Origin of the sequence: Mariniblastus fucicola (genome assembly GCF_008087665.1) — a bacterium.
In the GTDB taxonomy this organism is placed as follows: domain Bacteria; phylum Planctomycetota; class Planctomycetia; order Pirellulales; family Pirellulaceae; genus Mariniblastus; species Mariniblastus fucicola.
The window spans coordinates 3,561,712-3,579,857 of record NZ_CP042912.1 but is presented as its reverse complement, the minus strand read 5'-3'; the positions used below and the strand labels follow the sequence as shown (position 1 = coordinate 3,579,857).

12 protein-coding genes and 1 pseudogene are annotated in these 18,146 nt (G+C 51.5%); 2 read left to right on the top strand and 11 right to left on the bottom strand.

Translation table 11 applies throughout. From position 1 onward, the window contains the following. Positions 1-162 precede the first annotated feature (162 nt). The 3 genes from MFFC18_RS13120 to MFFC18_RS13110 all read right to left on the bottom strand — a co-directional run bounded on the left by MFFC18_RS13120 (position 163) and on the right by MFFC18_RS13110 (position 3,044). On the bottom strand, positions 163-1,782 hold the full coding sequence (locus MFFC18_RS13120) for a serine/threonine-protein kinase (RefSeq protein ID WP_075085057.1): 1,620 nt from the start codon (positions 1,780-1,782) through the stop codon (positions 163-165). 65 nt (positions 1,783-1,847) lie between these two features. Next, complete coding sequence (locus MFFC18_RS13115; protein WP_075085056.1) at positions 1,848-2,441, bottom strand: RNA polymerase sigma factor; 594 nt, start codon at positions 2,439-2,441, stop codon at positions 1,848-1,850. A 135-nt stretch (positions 2,442-2,576) separates the two neighbouring features. Further along, positions 2,577-3,044 (bottom strand): carboxyl transferase domain-containing protein, encoded by a 468-nt coding sequence (locus tag MFFC18_RS13110; RefSeq protein ID WP_075085055.1) that lies wholly within the window; start codon positions 3,042-3,044, stop codon positions 2,577-2,579. A gap of 547 nt (positions 3,045-3,591) precedes the next feature. On the opposite strand from MFFC18_RS13110, the gene MFFC18_RS13105 reads away from it, so the two are divergent. After that, entirely contained in the window at positions 3,592-4,371 is a 780-nt protein-coding gene (locus MFFC18_RS13105; RefSeq protein ID WP_068267841.1) for an IS5 family transposase, read from the top strand. A gap of 2 nt (positions 4,372-4,373) precedes the next feature. Here the strand turns inward: MFFC18_RS13105 and MFFC18_RS13100 are convergent, their stop codons facing one another. The 4 genes from MFFC18_RS13100 to MFFC18_RS24965 all read right to left on the bottom strand — a co-directional run bounded on the left by MFFC18_RS13100 (position 4,374) and on the right by MFFC18_RS24965 (position 9,921). Beyond that, positions 4,374-5,252, bottom strand: a complete 879-nt coding sequence (locus tag MFFC18_RS13100; protein ID WP_075082948.1) for a hypothetical protein — start codon at positions 5,250-5,252, stop codon at positions 4,374-4,376. 247 nt (positions 5,253-5,499) lie between these two features. After that, positions 5,500-6,555 carry a DUF1573 domain-containing protein gene (locus tag MFFC18_RS13095; protein WP_157665061.1) on the bottom strand — a complete coding sequence of 352 codons (1,056 nt, stop codon included), beginning with the start codon at positions 6,553-6,555 and terminating at the stop codon, positions 5,500-5,502. A 317-nt stretch (positions 6,556-6,872) separates the two neighbouring features. Further along, on the bottom strand, positions 6,873-8,777 hold the full coding sequence (locus MFFC18_RS13090; RefSeq protein ID WP_075082946.1) for a metallophosphoesterase: 1,905 nt from the start codon (positions 8,775-8,777) through the stop codon (positions 6,873-6,875). A 148-nt stretch (positions 8,778-8,925) separates the two neighbouring features. Continuing rightward, complete coding sequence (locus MFFC18_RS24965; RefSeq protein WP_075082945.1) at positions 8,926-9,921, bottom strand: hypothetical protein; 996 nt, start codon at positions 9,919-9,921, stop codon at positions 8,926-8,928. Positions 9,922-10,404: 483 nt separating this feature from the next. On the opposite strand from MFFC18_RS24965, the gene MFFC18_RS13085 reads away from it, so the two are divergent. Beyond that, complete coding sequence (locus MFFC18_RS13085) at positions 10,405-11,988, top strand: arylsulfatase (RefSeq protein WP_084416875.1); 1,584 nt, start codon at positions 10,405-10,407, stop codon at positions 11,986-11,988. A gap of 92 nt (positions 11,989-12,080) precedes the next feature. On the opposite strand, the gene MFFC18_RS13080 is transcribed toward MFFC18_RS13085, so the two are convergent. From MFFC18_RS13080 to MFFC18_RS13065, 4 genes and pseudogenes are all read right to left on the bottom strand, one after another. Continuing rightward, positions 12,081-13,286 (bottom strand): hypothetical protein, encoded by a 1,206-nt coding sequence (locus tag MFFC18_RS13080; protein ID WP_075082943.1) that lies wholly within the window; start codon positions 13,284-13,286, stop codon positions 12,081-12,083. Positions 13,287-13,458: 172 nt separating this feature from the next. Continuing rightward, positions 13,459-14,232 carry an SDR family NAD(P)-dependent oxidoreductase gene (locus MFFC18_RS13075; protein ID WP_075082957.1) on the bottom strand — a complete coding sequence of 258 codons (774 nt, stop codon included), beginning with the start codon at positions 14,230-14,232 and terminating at the stop codon, positions 13,459-13,461. A 251-nt stretch (positions 14,233-14,483) separates the two neighbouring features. Then, positions 14,484-15,605, bottom strand: a pseudogene (locus tag MFFC18_RS13070) (IS3 family transposase). A gap of 175 nt (positions 15,606-15,780) precedes the next feature. Beyond that, on the bottom strand, positions 15,781-17,988 hold the full coding sequence (locus MFFC18_RS13065; RefSeq protein WP_075082941.1) for a bifunctional rhamnulose-1-phosphate aldolase/short-chain dehydrogenase: 2,208 nt from the start codon (positions 17,986-17,988) through the stop codon (positions 15,781-15,783). Between the last annotated feature and the right edge of the window lie 158 nt (positions 17,989-18,146).

The window sequence follows — 18,146 nt, the reverse complement described above, 5'->3', positions numbered from 1 at the left end:
GGGATATTCAAATCAGTTATTGCGTTGGTGTTGGCCAGTGCGCGCGGAGTGAGCGCAAATGGGGGACTTGAAGAATCGCGGTAAGAGGTTGCGTGAAGACGAGTGAGACTCGTCATGATTTAGAAAACAAATTTGCCGTGAAGCCAATCACAGACCAGAGCATCATCGCTGACGTTCAATGGGAAGGTCTTCCGATGGCTCTGGTGGCGATTTGACTGCCCCGGGAGCATTCGGTGGAGTTGGGGCGAATCCCTGCGGTTTGGCATTTCTGTCAGGATCTGACTGACGCCTCAATTCCTGAGCTGCCGCGGCGTGTTCGGAAGAGGCCGCCGAATGTTGCCCAGTCGCCCCGTCATGTTGGCCTTGCTTTTTCATGCGACTTGCGGCGCCTTCTGCGGTTTGAAGATCCAGCAATTGTTCAGGTGAAAGATCCTGCCTTCTATCTTGTAGCTCGCCAGTTTGTTGGCTGAAGAAACCCATTGCAGATGCGAACCAGATCAGGCCAGCAAAGCCAACCAACCAAGCGATGGTCGTCAATCCAATGTTTGAACCAATCACAGAAGCAAACCGCGATTTAGATTCAGGATTCCTCGGTGTCACCGCCGGCGGCTTGGCGATGTCGGGTTGATGCAAATACGTAAGGTACTTTTCCAAAAACTCGTGCAGCTCGCCAGCTGATTGAATACGATCCTCGGGATCCTTTTTTAAAAGTTTGTCGATGACGTCGCTAAGCGTCTTAGAGATGTCAATATTCACCTGCCGCACCGGCGTCGGTTCGTCATTCGAAATGCGATTTAGAACGCACAACGGCGACTCAGCACGAAAGGTCAGATGCCCAGTGGCCATAAAGTACATCACGCTGCCAAGGCTAAACAAATCACTTCGTGCATCGACACGTTTGCCTAACGCTTGTTCCGGCGACATATAGTTTGGCGTGCCAACGAAGCAACCAGTCTGCGTCATCGAAGCATCGCTTGCCGCGCGTGCCAGTCCAAAGTCTGTCACCAAAACACGACTCACATCGGACTCGACGAGAATATTTGCTGGCTTGATATCGCGATGCACCAACCCTTGCGAATGAGCCGCACTGAGTCCCGCGGCGACTTGCAACGCCATTCGAACTATCTCTTTTTCTTCAAGAGGCCCATTGTCATCGACCAAGCGTTGAAGCGACGGGCCAGCGACATAAGGCATGACAAGAAACGGCGTTTGATGAGGGCTGCTAACTCCATAAATCGCAACAACATTGGGATGTAAGACGGCAGCAGCCGCGCGGGCTTCGCGTGCGAATCGTTGGCGAGCTGCGCCATTCTCGGCAAGACGAGGAGACAGGACTTTGATCGCCAAGGGGCGGTTGAGCTCAGTATCAAATGCTTTGAAGACGATGCCCATTCCGCCTCGACCGACTTCGCGCTCGATATCATATCCGCCAATACTTCCCAACATCTCCGGGTGCGAAGGCGGTTCCATGAGTTGCTCCAATGAGTGCCAGTCAATCGAACCTTCAGGATGTTCATTGTCATCCTGCTTGCGGCGATGCGGACTCTGTTTCAATCGCATTCCTGTTCCGTTGTGCAGAGACATCGTTGACAGCGTGGGCTCAGTTTTAAGCTGGGAAATCAAATTCCAATATTCGGGTTCTGCGGCGACTGTATCAAGTGATTGTTGGCATTGAAGACAAGTCTCAAGATGTTCGGCGACTGACTGAATTTGTTTTTCATCCGGTTCACCTGAAGCCAACAGAGTCAACTGGGCTTCGGTGATGTGGTTTTGGTTGTTCATGTTGATCTTGCCTTCGAATTTAGTGTGACGCAATTTTCAAAACCGAGTTGCCGGTTCATTGGTGATCACTCGTCAGTCTCTTGCATTCTTTCTTTGATGACCGCGGTGATTCTGGTCATGACTCGAAACCGGGCGACACAAACTCGACCTCGCGAAATATTGAGTTCACGTGATACTTCGTCGACCGATTTTTGCTCCACTGCTGTTTTCCAAAACGCCTGCCAGTTCTCTGGCTTGAACGATGGCTGAACTTGTCCGACAGCCCAGCCGAATAGCTGCCGCCTATACTCCAAACGAAACTCACGCGAATCGTCAGATGATGGCTCAGCCAGTTGATCAAAATCAATTTCACCCTCAGTCGGCGTTCTGGTTTTGTTTCGCCTCACGTAGTCGATGGTCAGGTTTCTCGTGACTCGGTAAAGCCAACCACGAAACGTTCCCTTGCTTGGGTCGGGATTCCAAGTGCCAATCGAATGCGCCACTCGAGTCAGCACTTCTTGGGTGACTTCTGTTGCGTCGGCGTACTGCATTCCTCGCCGCTGGACGATGGCTTGGATGAGCGGTTCATAGATTTGAACAAATTCAGACCAAGCTTCGCTGTCTTCGTTGTCGTGTAGGCGGCCAATCAGGCTCAGTCGAGTTTTTGGTGAATTGTCCATACACAAGCATCACGCATTGATTGGGCGATTATTTCGCTTGGGATTAATAATTTGTTACAATAATCAAAATTATAAATTTCGACATGAACTTGCGGTTAGATATCGCTTAGCTGGCAGAACGAGCATCGCAGCAAATTAGTAAGTATTGCAATAGATCAGGCCTTTTTCGGTCCGACACCGATTAGAAAGAGCAAGGCTTGTGCTCGAAACGGCGTCGGCTTCATCGACCGACGCGTCCAACGGCCATTTGTTAACCTCCACCGGTACCGACATCGACGCATTAGCCAGTCGAAGACTCGTAGCTAAAGGATTGAGAAGTTTTCGAACTTGCAGCACACCCGTTCGGAATGGTTCGTCATCGGCGCGCTGTGTCACGGCTTCCAAAGCGGAAATTAATACGTTGCGTGTGTCCTGCGGATTAGTGATCCCGTCGACCCACAGGTGGCTTGCCGCGTGGCGGATGTCGGTGGTTTCGTCGTAGCTGCTTTCGACTTTCTTGCGCAACGCTTCCATCTCCTTGGCGTCGCGCTGGTTGCCGGTGCGGCGCATGGCGGCGATCGTGATGTCCAAAATCGTCTTGGCTGCCGTCTTGCCTACAATCACTCATTTTGCGCGTCAGGCATTCGTTCGAACCTGACCGTGATACAGCATGCAAATGCTGCTCGTACGCATGGCACCCAAGCCAATTACTGTGCGGGTGCCGCGCAGAGAGAAACGGAGTTGAAATGCAACTACCCAGTTTGCAGCCGCGACGTCTTGGCACTGTTTGGTAAATGTGAGCGGCAAGGCGCTAGCCGCCGTTCCGTTGCGCTTTTCAACGGCGGCTAGCGCCTTGCCGCTCATGTTTGGCCGCGTTGATGACATAAAAATCAATCTGTCAAACAGTGCCTAAAACCCCGACTGCTCTTTTAAGTCCACAACTTCTTCAAACTTTAGCAACTTGCCAAAATCTTCGAGCACTGCAGGATCAAATTCTTCCGGACCAAATTTTTCATTCAACAAAATCCACTTGAATTCAATGTCTACAGTTGTGTCGTAGAAAAACCTTGTTCCGAGCACAATCTGAGAAGGTGTTTTGAAATTGCTCTGAGTTGAAAAAATCGCTACAGCCCCGTTTGCATTTAAACCGTAAACGGAAGGAGCCGTAGCGATGAGTATTGAGTATCCCAGCAGTCTCAGTGATGATCAATGGCGATTGCTTCGTCGTCTGATTCCGCCAGCAAAACTTCGCGGCCGCAAACGAATCGATCGGCGTCAAATTGTCGATGCGATATTGTATTGGTGTCGAACGGGCTGCCAGTGGCGGTTGCTTCCGGACTGCTTTCCGAATTGGAACACGGTTTATGGAGTTTATCGAGCTTGGCGTATTGATGGGACATGGCAACGCATTCACGATCGTCTTCGCGAAAAGGTACGCCGCAAAGAAGGCAGGAAGCCAACGCCAACAGCAGCCATCATTGATTCGCAAAGCATTCGCAGTGCTGAAGGAGGAGAATTACGCGGGTATGACGCGGCGAAACGAATTACCGGACGAAAGCGTCACATCCTGGTGGATACGTTGGGGCTTGTGATGGTCGTTGTTGTCCACTCGGCCGATCTACAAGACTACGAAGGTGCACATCTTGTTCTTGAAAACATCAGACAGAAGTTTCGTCGGCTTCGAGTCATCTTCGCGGACTCGATTTACGGGCGGGCTGATTTGCCGGAGTTCCTGAAGCAATGGTATCGTGTCATCTTGCAAACCGTTAAGCGTCCGGTCGAAGCCGAAGGGTTCGTTGTCTTACCCAAGCGATGGATCGTTGAACGGACTTTCGCATGGCTTGGAAAATTCAGAAGGCTCTCAAAGGACTATGAAAGACTGACTCAAAACAGCGAAACTGTCATACGAATCGCAATGATTCAATTCATGCTAAACAGGCTGGAAAAATAATTTTAAAACACCCTCTGAGTTCCCTTGCCTTCCTTGGTTAAGGAAGCTGGAACGTGGACCCCGGCTATAGTTCTCCACTTGAGCTTTTCAGCAGAGTCTTTCACGCGTTTTCTTTTCGCGTCCTTCAACACACTTACTTCGATATTCCTCATACGGGGCATCATCGTTTTTGAATCAAATTCAGTTGTGGTGACAAAGTACTGCTCACCTCCACTTGATTTAATCGGACTATGCTTCACAAATTTTAAAACGCCTTTCGTCGAATGGTTGGCCTCAACTATCCCGCTCCCGCTCGCAAGCCTGGGAATGATCTCCTCTAGTTGTGAAAGCCTTGCTCCACTTGACTCAGTCAGCAAACCAAAGGTCCTGAATTCAGGAACTTTGAATTGTTTGGAAAGCCGTTCAATTGGGTTGCTTTGTTTTGAGTACCGCGTTTTCTCCGGAACGTTCCTCAAATACATCTCATCGTCCAGGCAGCAAAATCCAAACTGAGCAAATCGCTTTTTGTTTTTTTTGGCCATCTCATCGGTTATCGAAGCATGAACCAACAATTTTGGGGTGAACTCTTCTTCGATTAGGCACAAAAAACGTTTGTTGGGGTAATCAAACTTTATTCTGTAAATCCTGCTTTCCTCGGAGACCAAATGAGCATTTTTCATCCGGCCAGTTGAGTCGATTGTTTTTACTACTTTCACCATGAACTCTCCTGTCTCCCATGCGAGCATGTTGGAAAGGTAGAATTCATAGACAGAAGCGTACTCGGAGAATTCAGACTCTGCGATGGTTGTCTTACGTGGCTTGAGCGATTGCCCTACAGCATTGGGTAACGACTGCTGCAAGCACACCACAAAAAACAAAACTGGAATCAGAATCAACTTCATGACTAAACAACCAAACAAAAAAACAACTGAAATCCAAATGCTTGAACAAGCCAGCGGTTACAGTCCCGCACAAAACGTCGGCATCTGACCATCTGACGATACATGTGTATGAAAGTCCAACTCGGCAGAGCCAGTTTCAAAACGGATCACTTGATCGTGGCTGCGGCGTCCCGCCGCAGTATTTCTCGTGCCAACTGCGACGAGACGCTGCAGCCACAAAGATTCAAAAGTAAGCCTGTGAATTTATCTATTGGACAAAGACAAAGCGTGAAACTGTTTCTGACACATCATTTCCTCGGACAATCCTCCATTCAACAAAATCATCGTTTTCTTTCAAAGCTGTCGAAAAATCGAATGAAAGATCAAGCTTGATGACTCGTTCAGCTAATTTTGTAGATTTAACATCACAGTGACGGCCGAGAATTTTCGCCGACGCCTGATACTCATCAGGGTCTTCACCTTCCGGAATTCTCAACAGTACCGTGGCGCTACGCAGATTCGAACTGGCGGCGTTCTCTTTTCGAAACCTTATGACTTTCGGGCTTATTTTGAATGCTGTCCCTTTTCGAAGCGTGATGAAAATCGAATCCTCACGCTTTGAAGTTGTGTCAACTATTTTGAGTGTTCCGTTGACAGCACCGTCTTTCACAATCTCTTCAGGTACACCCGCTACGATGTGAAGGTTGTCGGGAGTTACCTCGAAACGAAAGTCTAAAACTTCCAAAGTCTCATCAGCGACAAGTTCCAGACTTGAAGGAGTTGTCGGTTCAGTAACCAAGACTGGGATTCGCAAGACATCGACTTGCTGAGTCGGTGGAATTTCTAAATAGCACATCTCGCGTTCAATGTTGAGCAAGCCAGCAAGCTTGTACCTGAATCTCAGATTCAGCGGTCTTCTCTCGCTCTCTGCGACATCCTTGTTGACTAGCGTTAGTGAACCAGCAGCTACTGCACTGTTTGAAAATTTCGGTGTTTCCAACGTGAATTCAAAATCCACCGTTTCTCCGGCACCAATCTCATTCATGTCGTAATGGACGTCAACGCAATTGCAAGACTTGACCACTTCAGTGAAGACAAACGGCTCGGAAGTTGGGTTTGTCAACTTCAATACAACCGTGCCTTTTTCGCCAGACGATAACGTGCCGAGATCGAAATCAGCGAAATAGTACAATGCGTTTTCGATTTGTGTTATCGCTGCACTTGCTGTGACATCGAAACTCTCATCACTGATTGAATCAACTAGAGTTGCCGGCATTAAAAAGAACGCTGAACAAATCAGGATCTCAAAGGCAATCTTTGTCATTACACGGTCCAAAAGAATTCGCCACGTTAAGTCAGCGTTGTACGCCATTTACATTTCGAAGTCCAATTTTTAATGGTCGTATTCTTGCACGTATTCCATATTCGCGAACAGTCGCACGCAATGCCAAATGCGACACCGCTTTCAACCTCTCGATCGTCTGGCAGCCAGCCGACATGTGCCGCCGTTCAAACCTCACGTTTCCCTGCGGGAAGCCTGTCGAGTTCTTTAACAGGTCGTTGCACTAAACCAGGCGTGACAAAGAAAGAGACGTAGCTCAATTGAGCCGCGTCGCTTTTTGGGTTCCGTGCGTCTATCGGTTACTTCCGGTCAACCTGCTCTGTATCGCCGGCTTTCATGGTCACTTTTCCATCGTCCTGCTTGCTCAAGACAAGGCTGTCGCGGATTGCGCCGTTGGTGTCGTACATTCGCATGGTCAACGTATTGTTCTGAGATTCAATGATCACGTAGTGGTGCCCGCGGTGAACTTTGGCGCTAAAGAACGTAGGAGTCGGAGCAAAGTCCTCGATGTTTCCGCCTCCGCCACCGGCCAACAGATGGATCGTCCCTGCCGCGAAGTCGACTTGGCCGCCCTTCATCGGATGGGATCGCTCATAGAGATGCAAGTGACCGAACATTACCATGTCGACGCCGAACTCCTCGTACAGCGGAACAATTTTCTGAACCGCTGGATCGCCAAACGTCGTTCCTTCTTTCCACGTGTCGCCGTAGTCGTCTTCTTCACCGGTGTAGGCTGCGTGGTGATGGCAAGCAAACTTCCATTTCGCATCGCAGGCCGCCAGTTCTTTCTTGAGCCATTCGTATTGCTTGCCGCCGGGAACAAACTCTTCCTTGCGTTGATTGCTGTCGAGCATGAAAAACGCGGCGTCGCCAAAACGGAATTTGTAGAACCCTTCAGGCTCAGGATAGTCGTGATAGTGGTTGTACCAATACAGATCGTCTTCTCCGTTACCCGGAACGGCGAACACAGGCACGCGGCTTGTCAGCTGATTCATCCCGATAAAATACTCGTGCGTCCATTCGTATCGATGGGGCTCTTTGCCGGCGTCTGTCAGATCGCCAAGGTTGATCAGGAAGTTGGGTCTTTCGCTCCAGATCAGTTTCGCAAGCCGGTCGTTGACGTGGGGACGCGATTCTGTGTCACCGATGACCGCGAACTTGAACGGTTGCGATTCTTTGACCGCCGTTTTAAAGGTCAGCAATCCCGAGTCGATCTGCTCGTCGCCGCAGTTGGAACGGATGCGGTAGAAGTAAGGAGTTGCTGGCTTGAGCCCCTTGATGGTTGCTGTTTGCAGTCGATTGGATTTTGAAAGTTCCATCTCCTCGCCAAGTTCGGCGGTGGTTCCCCACTCGAGTTTCGCAGTCGCGTCACGGTCGGTTTCCCAAACCACGTTTACGCTTTCCTGAGTCATATAATTCAGGTACGGGCCGGCAGTGAAGTGAAACAAACCGTCATACAGTCGGCCTTCTTCGACGACCTTTTGCAGTGCGAAGAAGTTGCGATTAATCTGTGTTTCGGAGAGCGCTTCGGTATAAATTTTGACTCGATGAACAAGGTTCGCCCACTGCATGAATGGCTCTGAGTTCATGTAGGCTGCCAATTCGAGTTCCGTATGCTCGGGCCAGGCAAGTTTGTCGTGATGCATGTGCCCACTGGCAACTTCTTCTCCGTTGACGAACATCCGAATGACGTCGCCGTCGTAGGCAGCGACAAGGTGGATCCATCGCTGCTTGTATCCGCCCCATCGTTTGATGCGGCTTTGCAGTTGAACCATGGCTCCGTCAATTCCCTGCGTCGAGAAACTGGATTTCCAGTTGTGAAAGCCAAGCGACCACGGCACGGTGTCTCCCGGAACTTTTCCTTTGGCTGCCACGACAGCACCCACGGGCTGGTTGACGTGATGCAGGATCCACATCTCAACTGAGAAAGCCTCGCGCGGAATCGATTCCGACGGCAAGAGGTGCCGCAGGCGTTCGGTTGGAAGTTCCGAATTGAATCTCAAACTGGCAGAGTCGATTTCAACCAACGGTGCATTCCCTTTCGGGTTGTCGATTCGAGGTCCCGGATGGTTTTCGGCTTTGGCTGGTAGCACGTAATCGGGAACGAACGTCCAGTCCGCCACAGGCTGTTGTGCAAACAAACTTGAGACGCTGGAACAAAGTAACAGTGCCAGGACTGCCAAGGGCGAAAATCTGAGACGCATAGCGATACTCTTCTCATTATTGCAATTTTGCGGTGCCACCAGCCGCGAACTGATGGGCAAATGGATCGGGTGCCCAGGTTTACGCTTGCGCCCGTGAACTCTGCGCAAGCGTAAACACGGCAACCTTAAATTCAGCGATGACGAACCACTAGAGGCCAAACAGAACGTTGGCAAACAAGTCAAGGTCGACGAAATCAACGTCTGCATCTTCATCAAAATCGAAGACGGCATCGTAAGGAGATGTTCCGAACAGGACGTTTGCAAACAGATCGAGGTCAACGAAGTCGACGTCTCCATCGCCGTCGCCGTCACCCTTGATCGTCGTATCTTCCGGAACCGAAACCGCGAGGTTATCGAAAGCAATTGCTTCGAACGGGACGTTTGCCGTCAGCGTGATCGTCAGCGTGCTACCGGCACCATCGATCGCAGTTGTGAACGTGTCCAACGTTCCATCAGATGCAAGTGACTTGTCGACGAACAGATCGGCCGCGGCAGTCCCGTCATTCGCGAGGAACTTCGTCACCGTGTTGTCACCAGTGACGCTCAACGCATTGTCGTTGGCTACGACCTCGACGCCGTTGTCCAGGGCACGATACGTGTACCCGTTACCCGCAGGATCGGCCACGATGTCGAACACGACCTGAGACACCCCTCCATCGATCGAAGCTTCGAACCTCAAAACGGTGTCCGCACTGTATGCGAAATCGCTGCCTTCCATTGACCCAATGTCCACGCTGAGTGAGAGCGGAGAACTGCCGGCGGAAGAAATGTCAAACTGCCACTCGGCAGTCACGTCGCCGATATCGTCACTGTCAGAAATGCCCAGAAACATATTCGTGAAGTCTGAGTTGACTCCAAAAATGCCCTCGTTGTCAGCTTCAAAGAAGCCCGAATCCCCGACGTCACCAACCGTGTTGTCCGCGATCGCAAACGGAGTACCACCTGTCGTCGGCCATGCTGCGGTTGCGCCGACTGCGAACGTGTCACCGCCGCCGCCATCTTCTGTCGGCACATTGCTGGAAATCAGGTTGGTTGCGCCTCCGTCAAAATCTTCACTGGCGACGATGGTCTGTGCTTCCAATCCTTTCGCTGTTTGAGCCAGCGAAAGAAGAGCAATCGCAATGGTAAAAAGTAGATGTCTCATGATGTATTTCCCGATTAAATTTTAGGTTGAGAAAAGCGATCTGACATCGTAGCGGTCTTCGCGACAGCCATCGTTGATTGTTAGGAAAACCAAATTCATCATTTATTAACCAACCGAATATTGTCGTTTCGATATCTTGTGCTACTCCAGTTGTCACGCAAGATTTAGGTGTCGAACATGTTTGAGACCGGTGCCGTCTTTGCGACAACTCAATGTGGCCTTCGAGTTCGACCGCAGATAGAATGAAGAAATTGTGAAGTCGCGGTGGCGAACGTTTGAGACGACGCCGGATTTCGCTGATTCAGACTTTTGACAAACGGCCATCTTTTTCGTCTCAAAGATGCAGCCAGAATTGGATTCTGGGATCGCACTTGCCTTCGCCGGGAATAAGAGTTTGCGAGTAAAATGGCCGCCGGTCTGCGAAAGGCGACGATGTCCAACGCCAGCGAACGCAAGTCAGTTTATTGAACTATGAATAATTCTATGAAAACACGTTCACATTTCGCAGCCAGACTCTTGCCGCTGTTGTTGGCCATCACGGTATTCGCGGTTGTGGAGCAAGCTCGCGCCGAATCGCCGGAGTCCTCAAGGCAGTCCAATCCGAACATCGTCCTGATCATGTGCGATGACATGGGCTTTTCCGATATCGGTTGCTACGGTGGAGAAGTCATGACGCCGAACATCGATCGACTGGCCAACGAAGGCATGCGCTTCACGCAGTTCTATAACAACGCCAAGTGCACGACGACTCGGGCCTCGATCGTGACCGGACTGTATCCGCGATTCGGCAAAACTCACTTGCGACGCAACATGGTGACGATCGGCGAGGTCATGTCAGCGGCCGGATACAAAACGACGCTCTCTGGGAAATGGCATCTCGGAGACGGCAAAGACACCCATCCTTACTATCGCGGATTTCAATCGTTTTACGGTTTGCTCGACGGGTGCTGTAACTTCTTCAACCCGCGTCAGCCCGATCCCAAATACAAGGGCGGCCGCGTTCGCAATTTTGCGATCAACGATACGCCGCTACACGAGTTCCCGGAGAACTACTACACGACCGACGCGTTCACGGATCACGCCATCAAAGCGATCCACAATGCGGACGACGCCAAGCAGCCTTTCTTCGTGCATTTGACTTACACCTGCCCGCACTACCCTTTGCACGCCAAGCCTGCAGACATTGCGAAGTACCGCGGTAAATTCAAAATGGGCTGGGGGCAAATGCGAAAGGATCGTTGGAAGCGACAACAAGCGATGGGGCTTGTGTCTGATGCGTGGAGCCTGACCGAAAGCGATTCGCGATCGTACTCCTGGGAGTCCGCTGATCAGGATTTCGAGGATCATCGCATGGCGGTTTACGCTGCCATGATTGATTCGATGGATCAAAATATCGGCCGTGTTCTGAAGACGCTGGAGGAGACCGGCCACGACAAAGACACGCTAGTTCTTTTCCTGTCAGACAACGGTGGATGTGCGGAAGAACCCGGCGGACGCGATCCGGCCAAACGCAATCCGGGTCCCAAGGAAGACTACGTAGCGGTCGGCCCGGCGTGGGGGTGGGCGCAGAATGCTCCGTTCAGGCGTTACAAAACGTGGCTGCATGAGGGCGGCGTGACGACGCCGATGATCGCCTGGTGGCCAGATTCGATTCCCGCGAACTCGATCAATCGCGATGTCGCTCACATCATTGACTTGATGCCCACGTTCGTGGAACTCGCGGGCACAGAGTATCCGCAAACATTTGACGGGCACGAGATTCTTCCCGTCGAAGGAATCAGTATGCTGCCGTTGCTACAGGGGAAACAACGCGAAGGACATCAGCAGCTGGCCTGGTATTGGTCCAAGAACCGCGCCATCCGGCAAGGGGATTGGAAACTGGTTTGGGACAAGCTCAATCCCGACAAAAAGTGGGAACTGTACAACATCGCGAACGATCGTTGCGAAGTGAAGGACTTGGCCAAAGAGCATCCAGATCGCGTCGCGGCAATGGCGAAAGACTGGTTTGCGTGGGCGGAGGAAATGGAAGTCAAAGTGAAACCTGAGAACTCCAGCAAAGCAGACTGACCGCAAGCCCTCTCGATTTTGGCCACCGTCGCGCCCGCGATTTTGCAAATGTTGGCAGATGTGAAACTTGTGTCCACCTGTGGCTGACGTGCCTAGCCCGACGGGATTCCAAGTGCAAAAACGAGCAGACAAACGGCGGACAACATCGAGAACATGAAAATCCGAGCGACACGTTTGGGAATGGACGTGACCTGCCAGACGATGACCAGTGCTACGGCGCATTGCAACATGTAGTACAGAGCAAACGCCCGAGAGGCATAGGCAATGATCTCGTTGACGTTCGTCTCCCAGGTAATGAACACTGTCACCAGAAGAATCAACAGATAGGAGAATCGTGTTGGCAATTTGTGGTGAGTGATGACTCCTACCAGTCCGCCGCAGCCTTCGGTATCCGCCACAGAGGCGCTGAACTGACTGCCGATAGCTGCCGCGGAAAGCAATATTGGCAAGATCGTCGCTACCGGCGCCGTCATTGCGATAATGGCGGTTACGTCGGATCCTAAGCCTTCATGAAACAGCACCGTCGTCAATCCAATAAAGACGACATAAATCATGGCTGCAATCAGCTGTGCGGTTCGCATCGTTGAGATTCGCTGCTCTGCCGGGTGCTCGTTGCCCATATAACGCGATGTCTCAAAACCCTGCACGACAATCAGCAATCCAAGCAACACCCTCGCGTCCTTCAAATCGATCACGGACGAGATGTCTGGCAGCTTCCATTGCCCGCCAATCAGAAGGTTTGCATTGTAGATCCCCAATGCGACCAACAGTGCGCCGATCATGCCAAGGTTCATCGCCACCGCATACTTCTCTACGCCCTCCAACATTTCAAGACCCTTCCACATTCCGATACCGCTAATGATCACCAGTAAGGCAGTCGTGATGCAATGAGCGACAAGTTGATTGTCGATGTGGAAAGCGTTGAGGACGAATGCCGCGAGGAGTTGAAGGTAGTACGTCACCGAAATGAAATAGGCGGCCGCCAGCACGATCCGCGATAGAAAGGCGATCGTCTGAGCAAGGCCCTGTTCGTTTTCAATCGGTTCGAAGTGTTTTATGTTGAAGCGAATTGCTTCACCGATCGCGAAAGCGAGAACCAATAGCACAGCCATGCAAATGACTGCCAGATTGCCGACAACGCCAGCTAAAAGTGGTGCGCTGACCAGAAATCCGCTTCCCATGATCGACGCCAGTGGAGTCACAATCGCTTGCCAGCTCGATGACTGCGAAAGTCGCCTCGAAAACGCAAGGTAAGCCCCAAGCAAGGCTGCCGTGATGATAATCGTCGCGTTGATCATTCGTTAATTCACCGTGATTGTTCAAACGCGTACGCAAGCCGCTGACTCGGAAATCTGAAGCTACGATCTGGCGGCGTTTCGCAACTTTGACGTCCAACTCGAAACCGAAAACGAAGGTGGCGACACGCGAGTAAATCGACCTAACTACTTCACTGTTTCGTTTGATTGCAAGCTAACGCAGTTGCGTGACACCGCCGTCGATGTCGTAGGCGGCGCCCGTGATGAAAGCTGCTTCGTCGGAGCACAGATAGGCGACCAGCGAAGCAATCTCCGATGGTTGTCCCATGCGTCCCAGAGGTTGATACTCGGAAAGCTTTTGAAAGACTGCTTCCTCTTCCCCTGGATAGTTTTGTGCGATGAAGTTGTCGACAAAAGGAGTATGGACACGGGCTGGGCAAATGCAGTTGCAGCGAATGTTTTTGTCGACGTAATCCCGAGCGACCGAAAGGGTCATCGTGAACACGGCTCCTTTGCTCATCGAATACGCGAATCGGTCGAGGATACCCAGTTTGGACGCAATCGAGGCAAGGTTCAGGATGACTCCGCCTTTCTGTTTCAACATGCCGCCAATGGCAGCATACATGCAGTTGTAAACGCCTTTGACATTGACTTTATAGATGCGGTCCAGGTCAGCTTCGGTTGTATTGGAAAGATTGCCGACATGAGCGATGCCCGCGTTGTTGACCAGAATGTTGACAGGGCCGAATTCAGATTCGATTTTGGCGAAACAGCTAACGACCGAGTCATGGCTTCCGACGTCGCAAGCGAAAACACTGGCGCTCCCGTCGGCCGCTTTGATAGCGTCGACGGTTTCCTGGCCTCGTTCAGTTTCCAGTTCGATGATCGCGACGGTAGCACCCTCAGCTGCCAAGCGGGTGGCGATTGCAGCGCCAATTCCCGAACCGCCTCCGGTTACGACGGCAACTTTTTCCTTGAATCGTTCCATTCCTGTTTCCTGATTTTGTTCTTCGGAGAAGCTATTGTGCTCTTGGTAAGGCATGCCGCTCAATGGTAAGCGTCAGCGTCGAACTTTTCCAGAACACGCGCGCTGGTTGCTTCCGTATTCAGTTCCGTCTTTCTACGCGACCAGACGGTCTGGCCTGCTCCCCAAAAGTTGTTCCATGTGATATGAGAGTCTACTGAGCCTTGACCTTGCCCCCGAATTGAGTCCACTTGGAGCGTGAGTTTTTCTTTCCCTCAGGCAGTGTTCGGAGACTGAGGCGTAGCCGAAGTCGGAGAACACTGCCGGGCCGCAAACTCGTTGGGAGTCAGCTGACCCAAGCTACTATGCGGTCGATTCTGGTTGTAGTCTTTCCTCCTCTGTTCAAGTTTCTCCTGAGCATCCTCTAAGGAAAGGAACCAGTTCTGATTCAAGCATTCTTGCCGAACACGCCCATTGAACGACTCTATCACGGCATTATCGGTTGGTTTGCCGGGACGGCTGAAATCAAGCTTAACCTTGTTCCAGTATGCCCACCAATCCAAACTCTGGGAAATGAACTCAGGTCCATTGTCCACCTGAATCACTTCAGGGAATCCGTGAACCTTGCAAACTTTTTCCAGAATCTGAACGACATGGTCGCCCGTCATTCTTTGGCCTGACTCGATCGCGAGGCTAACTCGACTAAAGTTATCGACCAACGTCAGAAGCCGAAAACGACGCCCACAGTACAGCTGATCCGACATGAAGTCCATGCTCCAGCGCTACCGAGTACGAGTTGGAGAAGCTCTTCCTTCACGAATCTGGCAGCTCCGGTTACGGCGAGGCCGCTTGCGACGCATGGCCAGGCCTTCCTCCTTGTAGACCCGGTAGACCAGTTTGTGGTTGACCTTCCAACCCTCTCGTTGCAAGAGAACATGAAGGCGGCGATAGCCGTAGTGAACACGGCTCGTGGCCAAATCACGAAGTTTGATACGAAGATCTGCCCGATCATCTTTAACACTTTTGTATCGGTGGTTGGACTTGGAAATCCAGTCGCCAACAGTGCGCGGCGTTCGCTAACTTCATATGAAACTTAAGCTTCTTAACGATCGTCCGCCGACGATCGGGCTTTAGACCTTTCCCTGGACAACGTCCTGAAGCATCTTCTTGTCGAGGCTAAGGTCAGCAACGAGCTGTTTCAGCTTTCGATTCTCTTCCTCAAGTTGCTTCAAACGCCGGACTTCAGCAACGCCCATCCCAGCGAACTTCTTCTTCCACCGATAGTAAGTCTGTTCTGTAATTCCCATCTTGCGAACGATATCCGCAATGGGCGTTCCCGATTCTCCCTGACGAAGGGCAAATGCAATATGCTCTTCCGTGTACCTTTTTCGCTTCATTTTGATCCTCTTGGATTGTGAAAACTAACAATTTTTTTCACACTCCGCATGGATCAGGATTTAGGGGCAAGGTCAAGTATCTTCGTCCCGGTTAAACCTGACCCTAGATCTCAAGAGTGGACTTAAACGCGGTCAAAATGGGCTTTGGAAACAGGAACCCGATGGTGTTGACTACTTAGCGAAGAAACGCTTCGTGCAGTCCACCGTCGACGTTGATGATTTGCCCGGTCGTTTTGCTGGACTTGTTTGAGGCCAGAAAGTAAATCGCTTCAGCTTGGTCGGCTGGTGTAATGGGCTGCTGCGTCAATGTTCTTTTTGCGTAAAAGTTGGCCAACTTGTCTCGCAGTTCCTCGTCAGATTCCGATTCCGCAAATTCGATGTCGTACTTCGTTAGCGAAGCTATTACGCGGTCACGAGGAAACATTGTGCTTCCAGCCACGACGGTTGCTGGTGCGACGGCGTTGACTCGAACCAGCGGTGCCATCTCGATTGCAAGCTCACGCACAAGGTGGTTGGCAGCGGCTTTCGATGTGTCGTAAGCAACCGAGCCCTTCTTGCCAACGACGCCATTGACGCTGGTTGTCAAAACGACGGCGGCACTGAGTCCCTGGCTTTTCAGGATGCTGCGGAACTCGTCGACGACGTTGTAGCTTCCGCGAACGTTGACGTCGAAAGTAAACTTCCATTTGTCATCGCTGAGCGATCCATCGCGTTCAGGAGCAACGAAAACCCCCGCAGTGACGATGACTCGATCGATACCGCCGTAAGCAAGCAATGTTTGCTGGATCATTTCGCGGATGGAATCGCGATTGGTGATGTCGACGGTGGCACCGATTGCCGGGCCACATCCAGAGATCCCCGTTCCAGCGACGCCGATCCCTTGTCCGTAGATCTCCGAAAGCTCACTGGCTGTTTTCTCTGCAGCTTCAGTTGAAAGGTCCGCACAGACGATATGGGCGCCTTCCTTGGCCAGTCGGTGAGCCACTTCTTTTCCGATTCCGTTGCCGGCTCCAACAACAAGGACGATGTCTCGAGACATTTCCTTTTCAGGTGGCTTGCGTTTCAGCTTGGCTTCTTCGAGCAGCCAGTACTCGATGTCGAACGCTTCCTGTTTTGGAAGTGAAATGTAGTTTCCGATTGCCTCAGCGCCACGCATCACTTCAACGGCACAGTTGTAAAATTCTGCCGTCACGCGAGATTCGCTTTTGTCTTTGCCCCATGCGATCATGCCAACGCCAGGGATGAGAATGACGGTAGGATTCGGGTCACGCATCGCGGGCGAATTGTCGTGCTTGCAGGCCTCGTAGTAGGCCGCGTAGTCCTTGCGATACTGTTCAAGACCAGACTCAAGCATGGCCTGAAGTGATTTCAACCCGTTTGGATCGTCTTCCGATGTTTTCGTGGCGTCCCAGTCGACGTAGAGCGGCTTGATCTTGGTTCTAAGGAAGTGATCGGGGCAGCTTGTGCCGAGTTCTGCAAGTCGCTGTGCATCCTTAGAGTTCACAAAACGCATGATTGCGTCCCGGGTTTCAACCGTTCCAACGAATTTGTTCTGCTGACAGACTTGACCACGAAGCCAAGGCAGAAGTTCGACCAAAAGCCCGTTTCGCTTTTCTTCGCCCAACGTTTCGTACTTCGTTCCACCAAACGTTTGTTCGCCTTTGTCTTTTGATTCGATGTAAGCCGCAGCTTTATCGATCAGCTGGAGCGTCAAGTCGTAGCATTCTTTGTCGTCGTCAGCCCAATTGATCAGGCCGTGTTGGCCCATGACAAGTCCTTTGAGCGAAGGGTTGGCGTCAACTTCTCGCTTCATCATCAAGCCAAGTTCGAATCCAGGACGGAGCCATGGAACCCAACCGATTTCGTCGCCGAAGATCTCCGCAGTGAGTTCCTTGCTGCGATCGCAAGCCGCGATGGCGATGACGCTATTGGGGTGCATGTGATCGACGTGGCGAGCCGGAAGGAAGCCGTGCAGAGGGGTGTCGATGGAGCTCGCGCGAGGGTTGAGATTGAACGTACAGTGTGGGAACTGTCCAACCATGTTGTCTTCGGCGGGCGTCTTTGGGCCGTTATTCGGAGCATTTTCGTAGACCGGAATCAGCCCAAGCAGTTTGCTCATGTAAAGTGATGCAAAGTTTTCCAGCTTTGCCGTTCGCAAATCACCACCGGAACCTTTCACCCACAGGACTTCGGTTTCTTCGCCGGTCAACGGGTCTTTCTCAAGCACCTTGGACGAAGTGTTGCCGCCGCCGGTGTTGGTGATTCTCTGGTCGGCACCAAGACAGTTTGAACGGTAGGCCAATCGCTCTGCGGGCGACAGCTTCTCTGCGACGGAGTCATCCCAATGGCGATCGACGAAGGTCAGTTCTTTCAAAGTCGACATGTTTGTTCTCTTCTGGATTCTATTCTTTTGAGTTTGTTTGAATGGGAACTTGGGTGCCATGTCTCACGCTTGCGTGAGCATGTCGTTGTATTATTTGGGTGCCGGAGGGATTGCCTCGCGATTTCATGCTCATGCTGCGCGTGAGATGGCACCCTTTT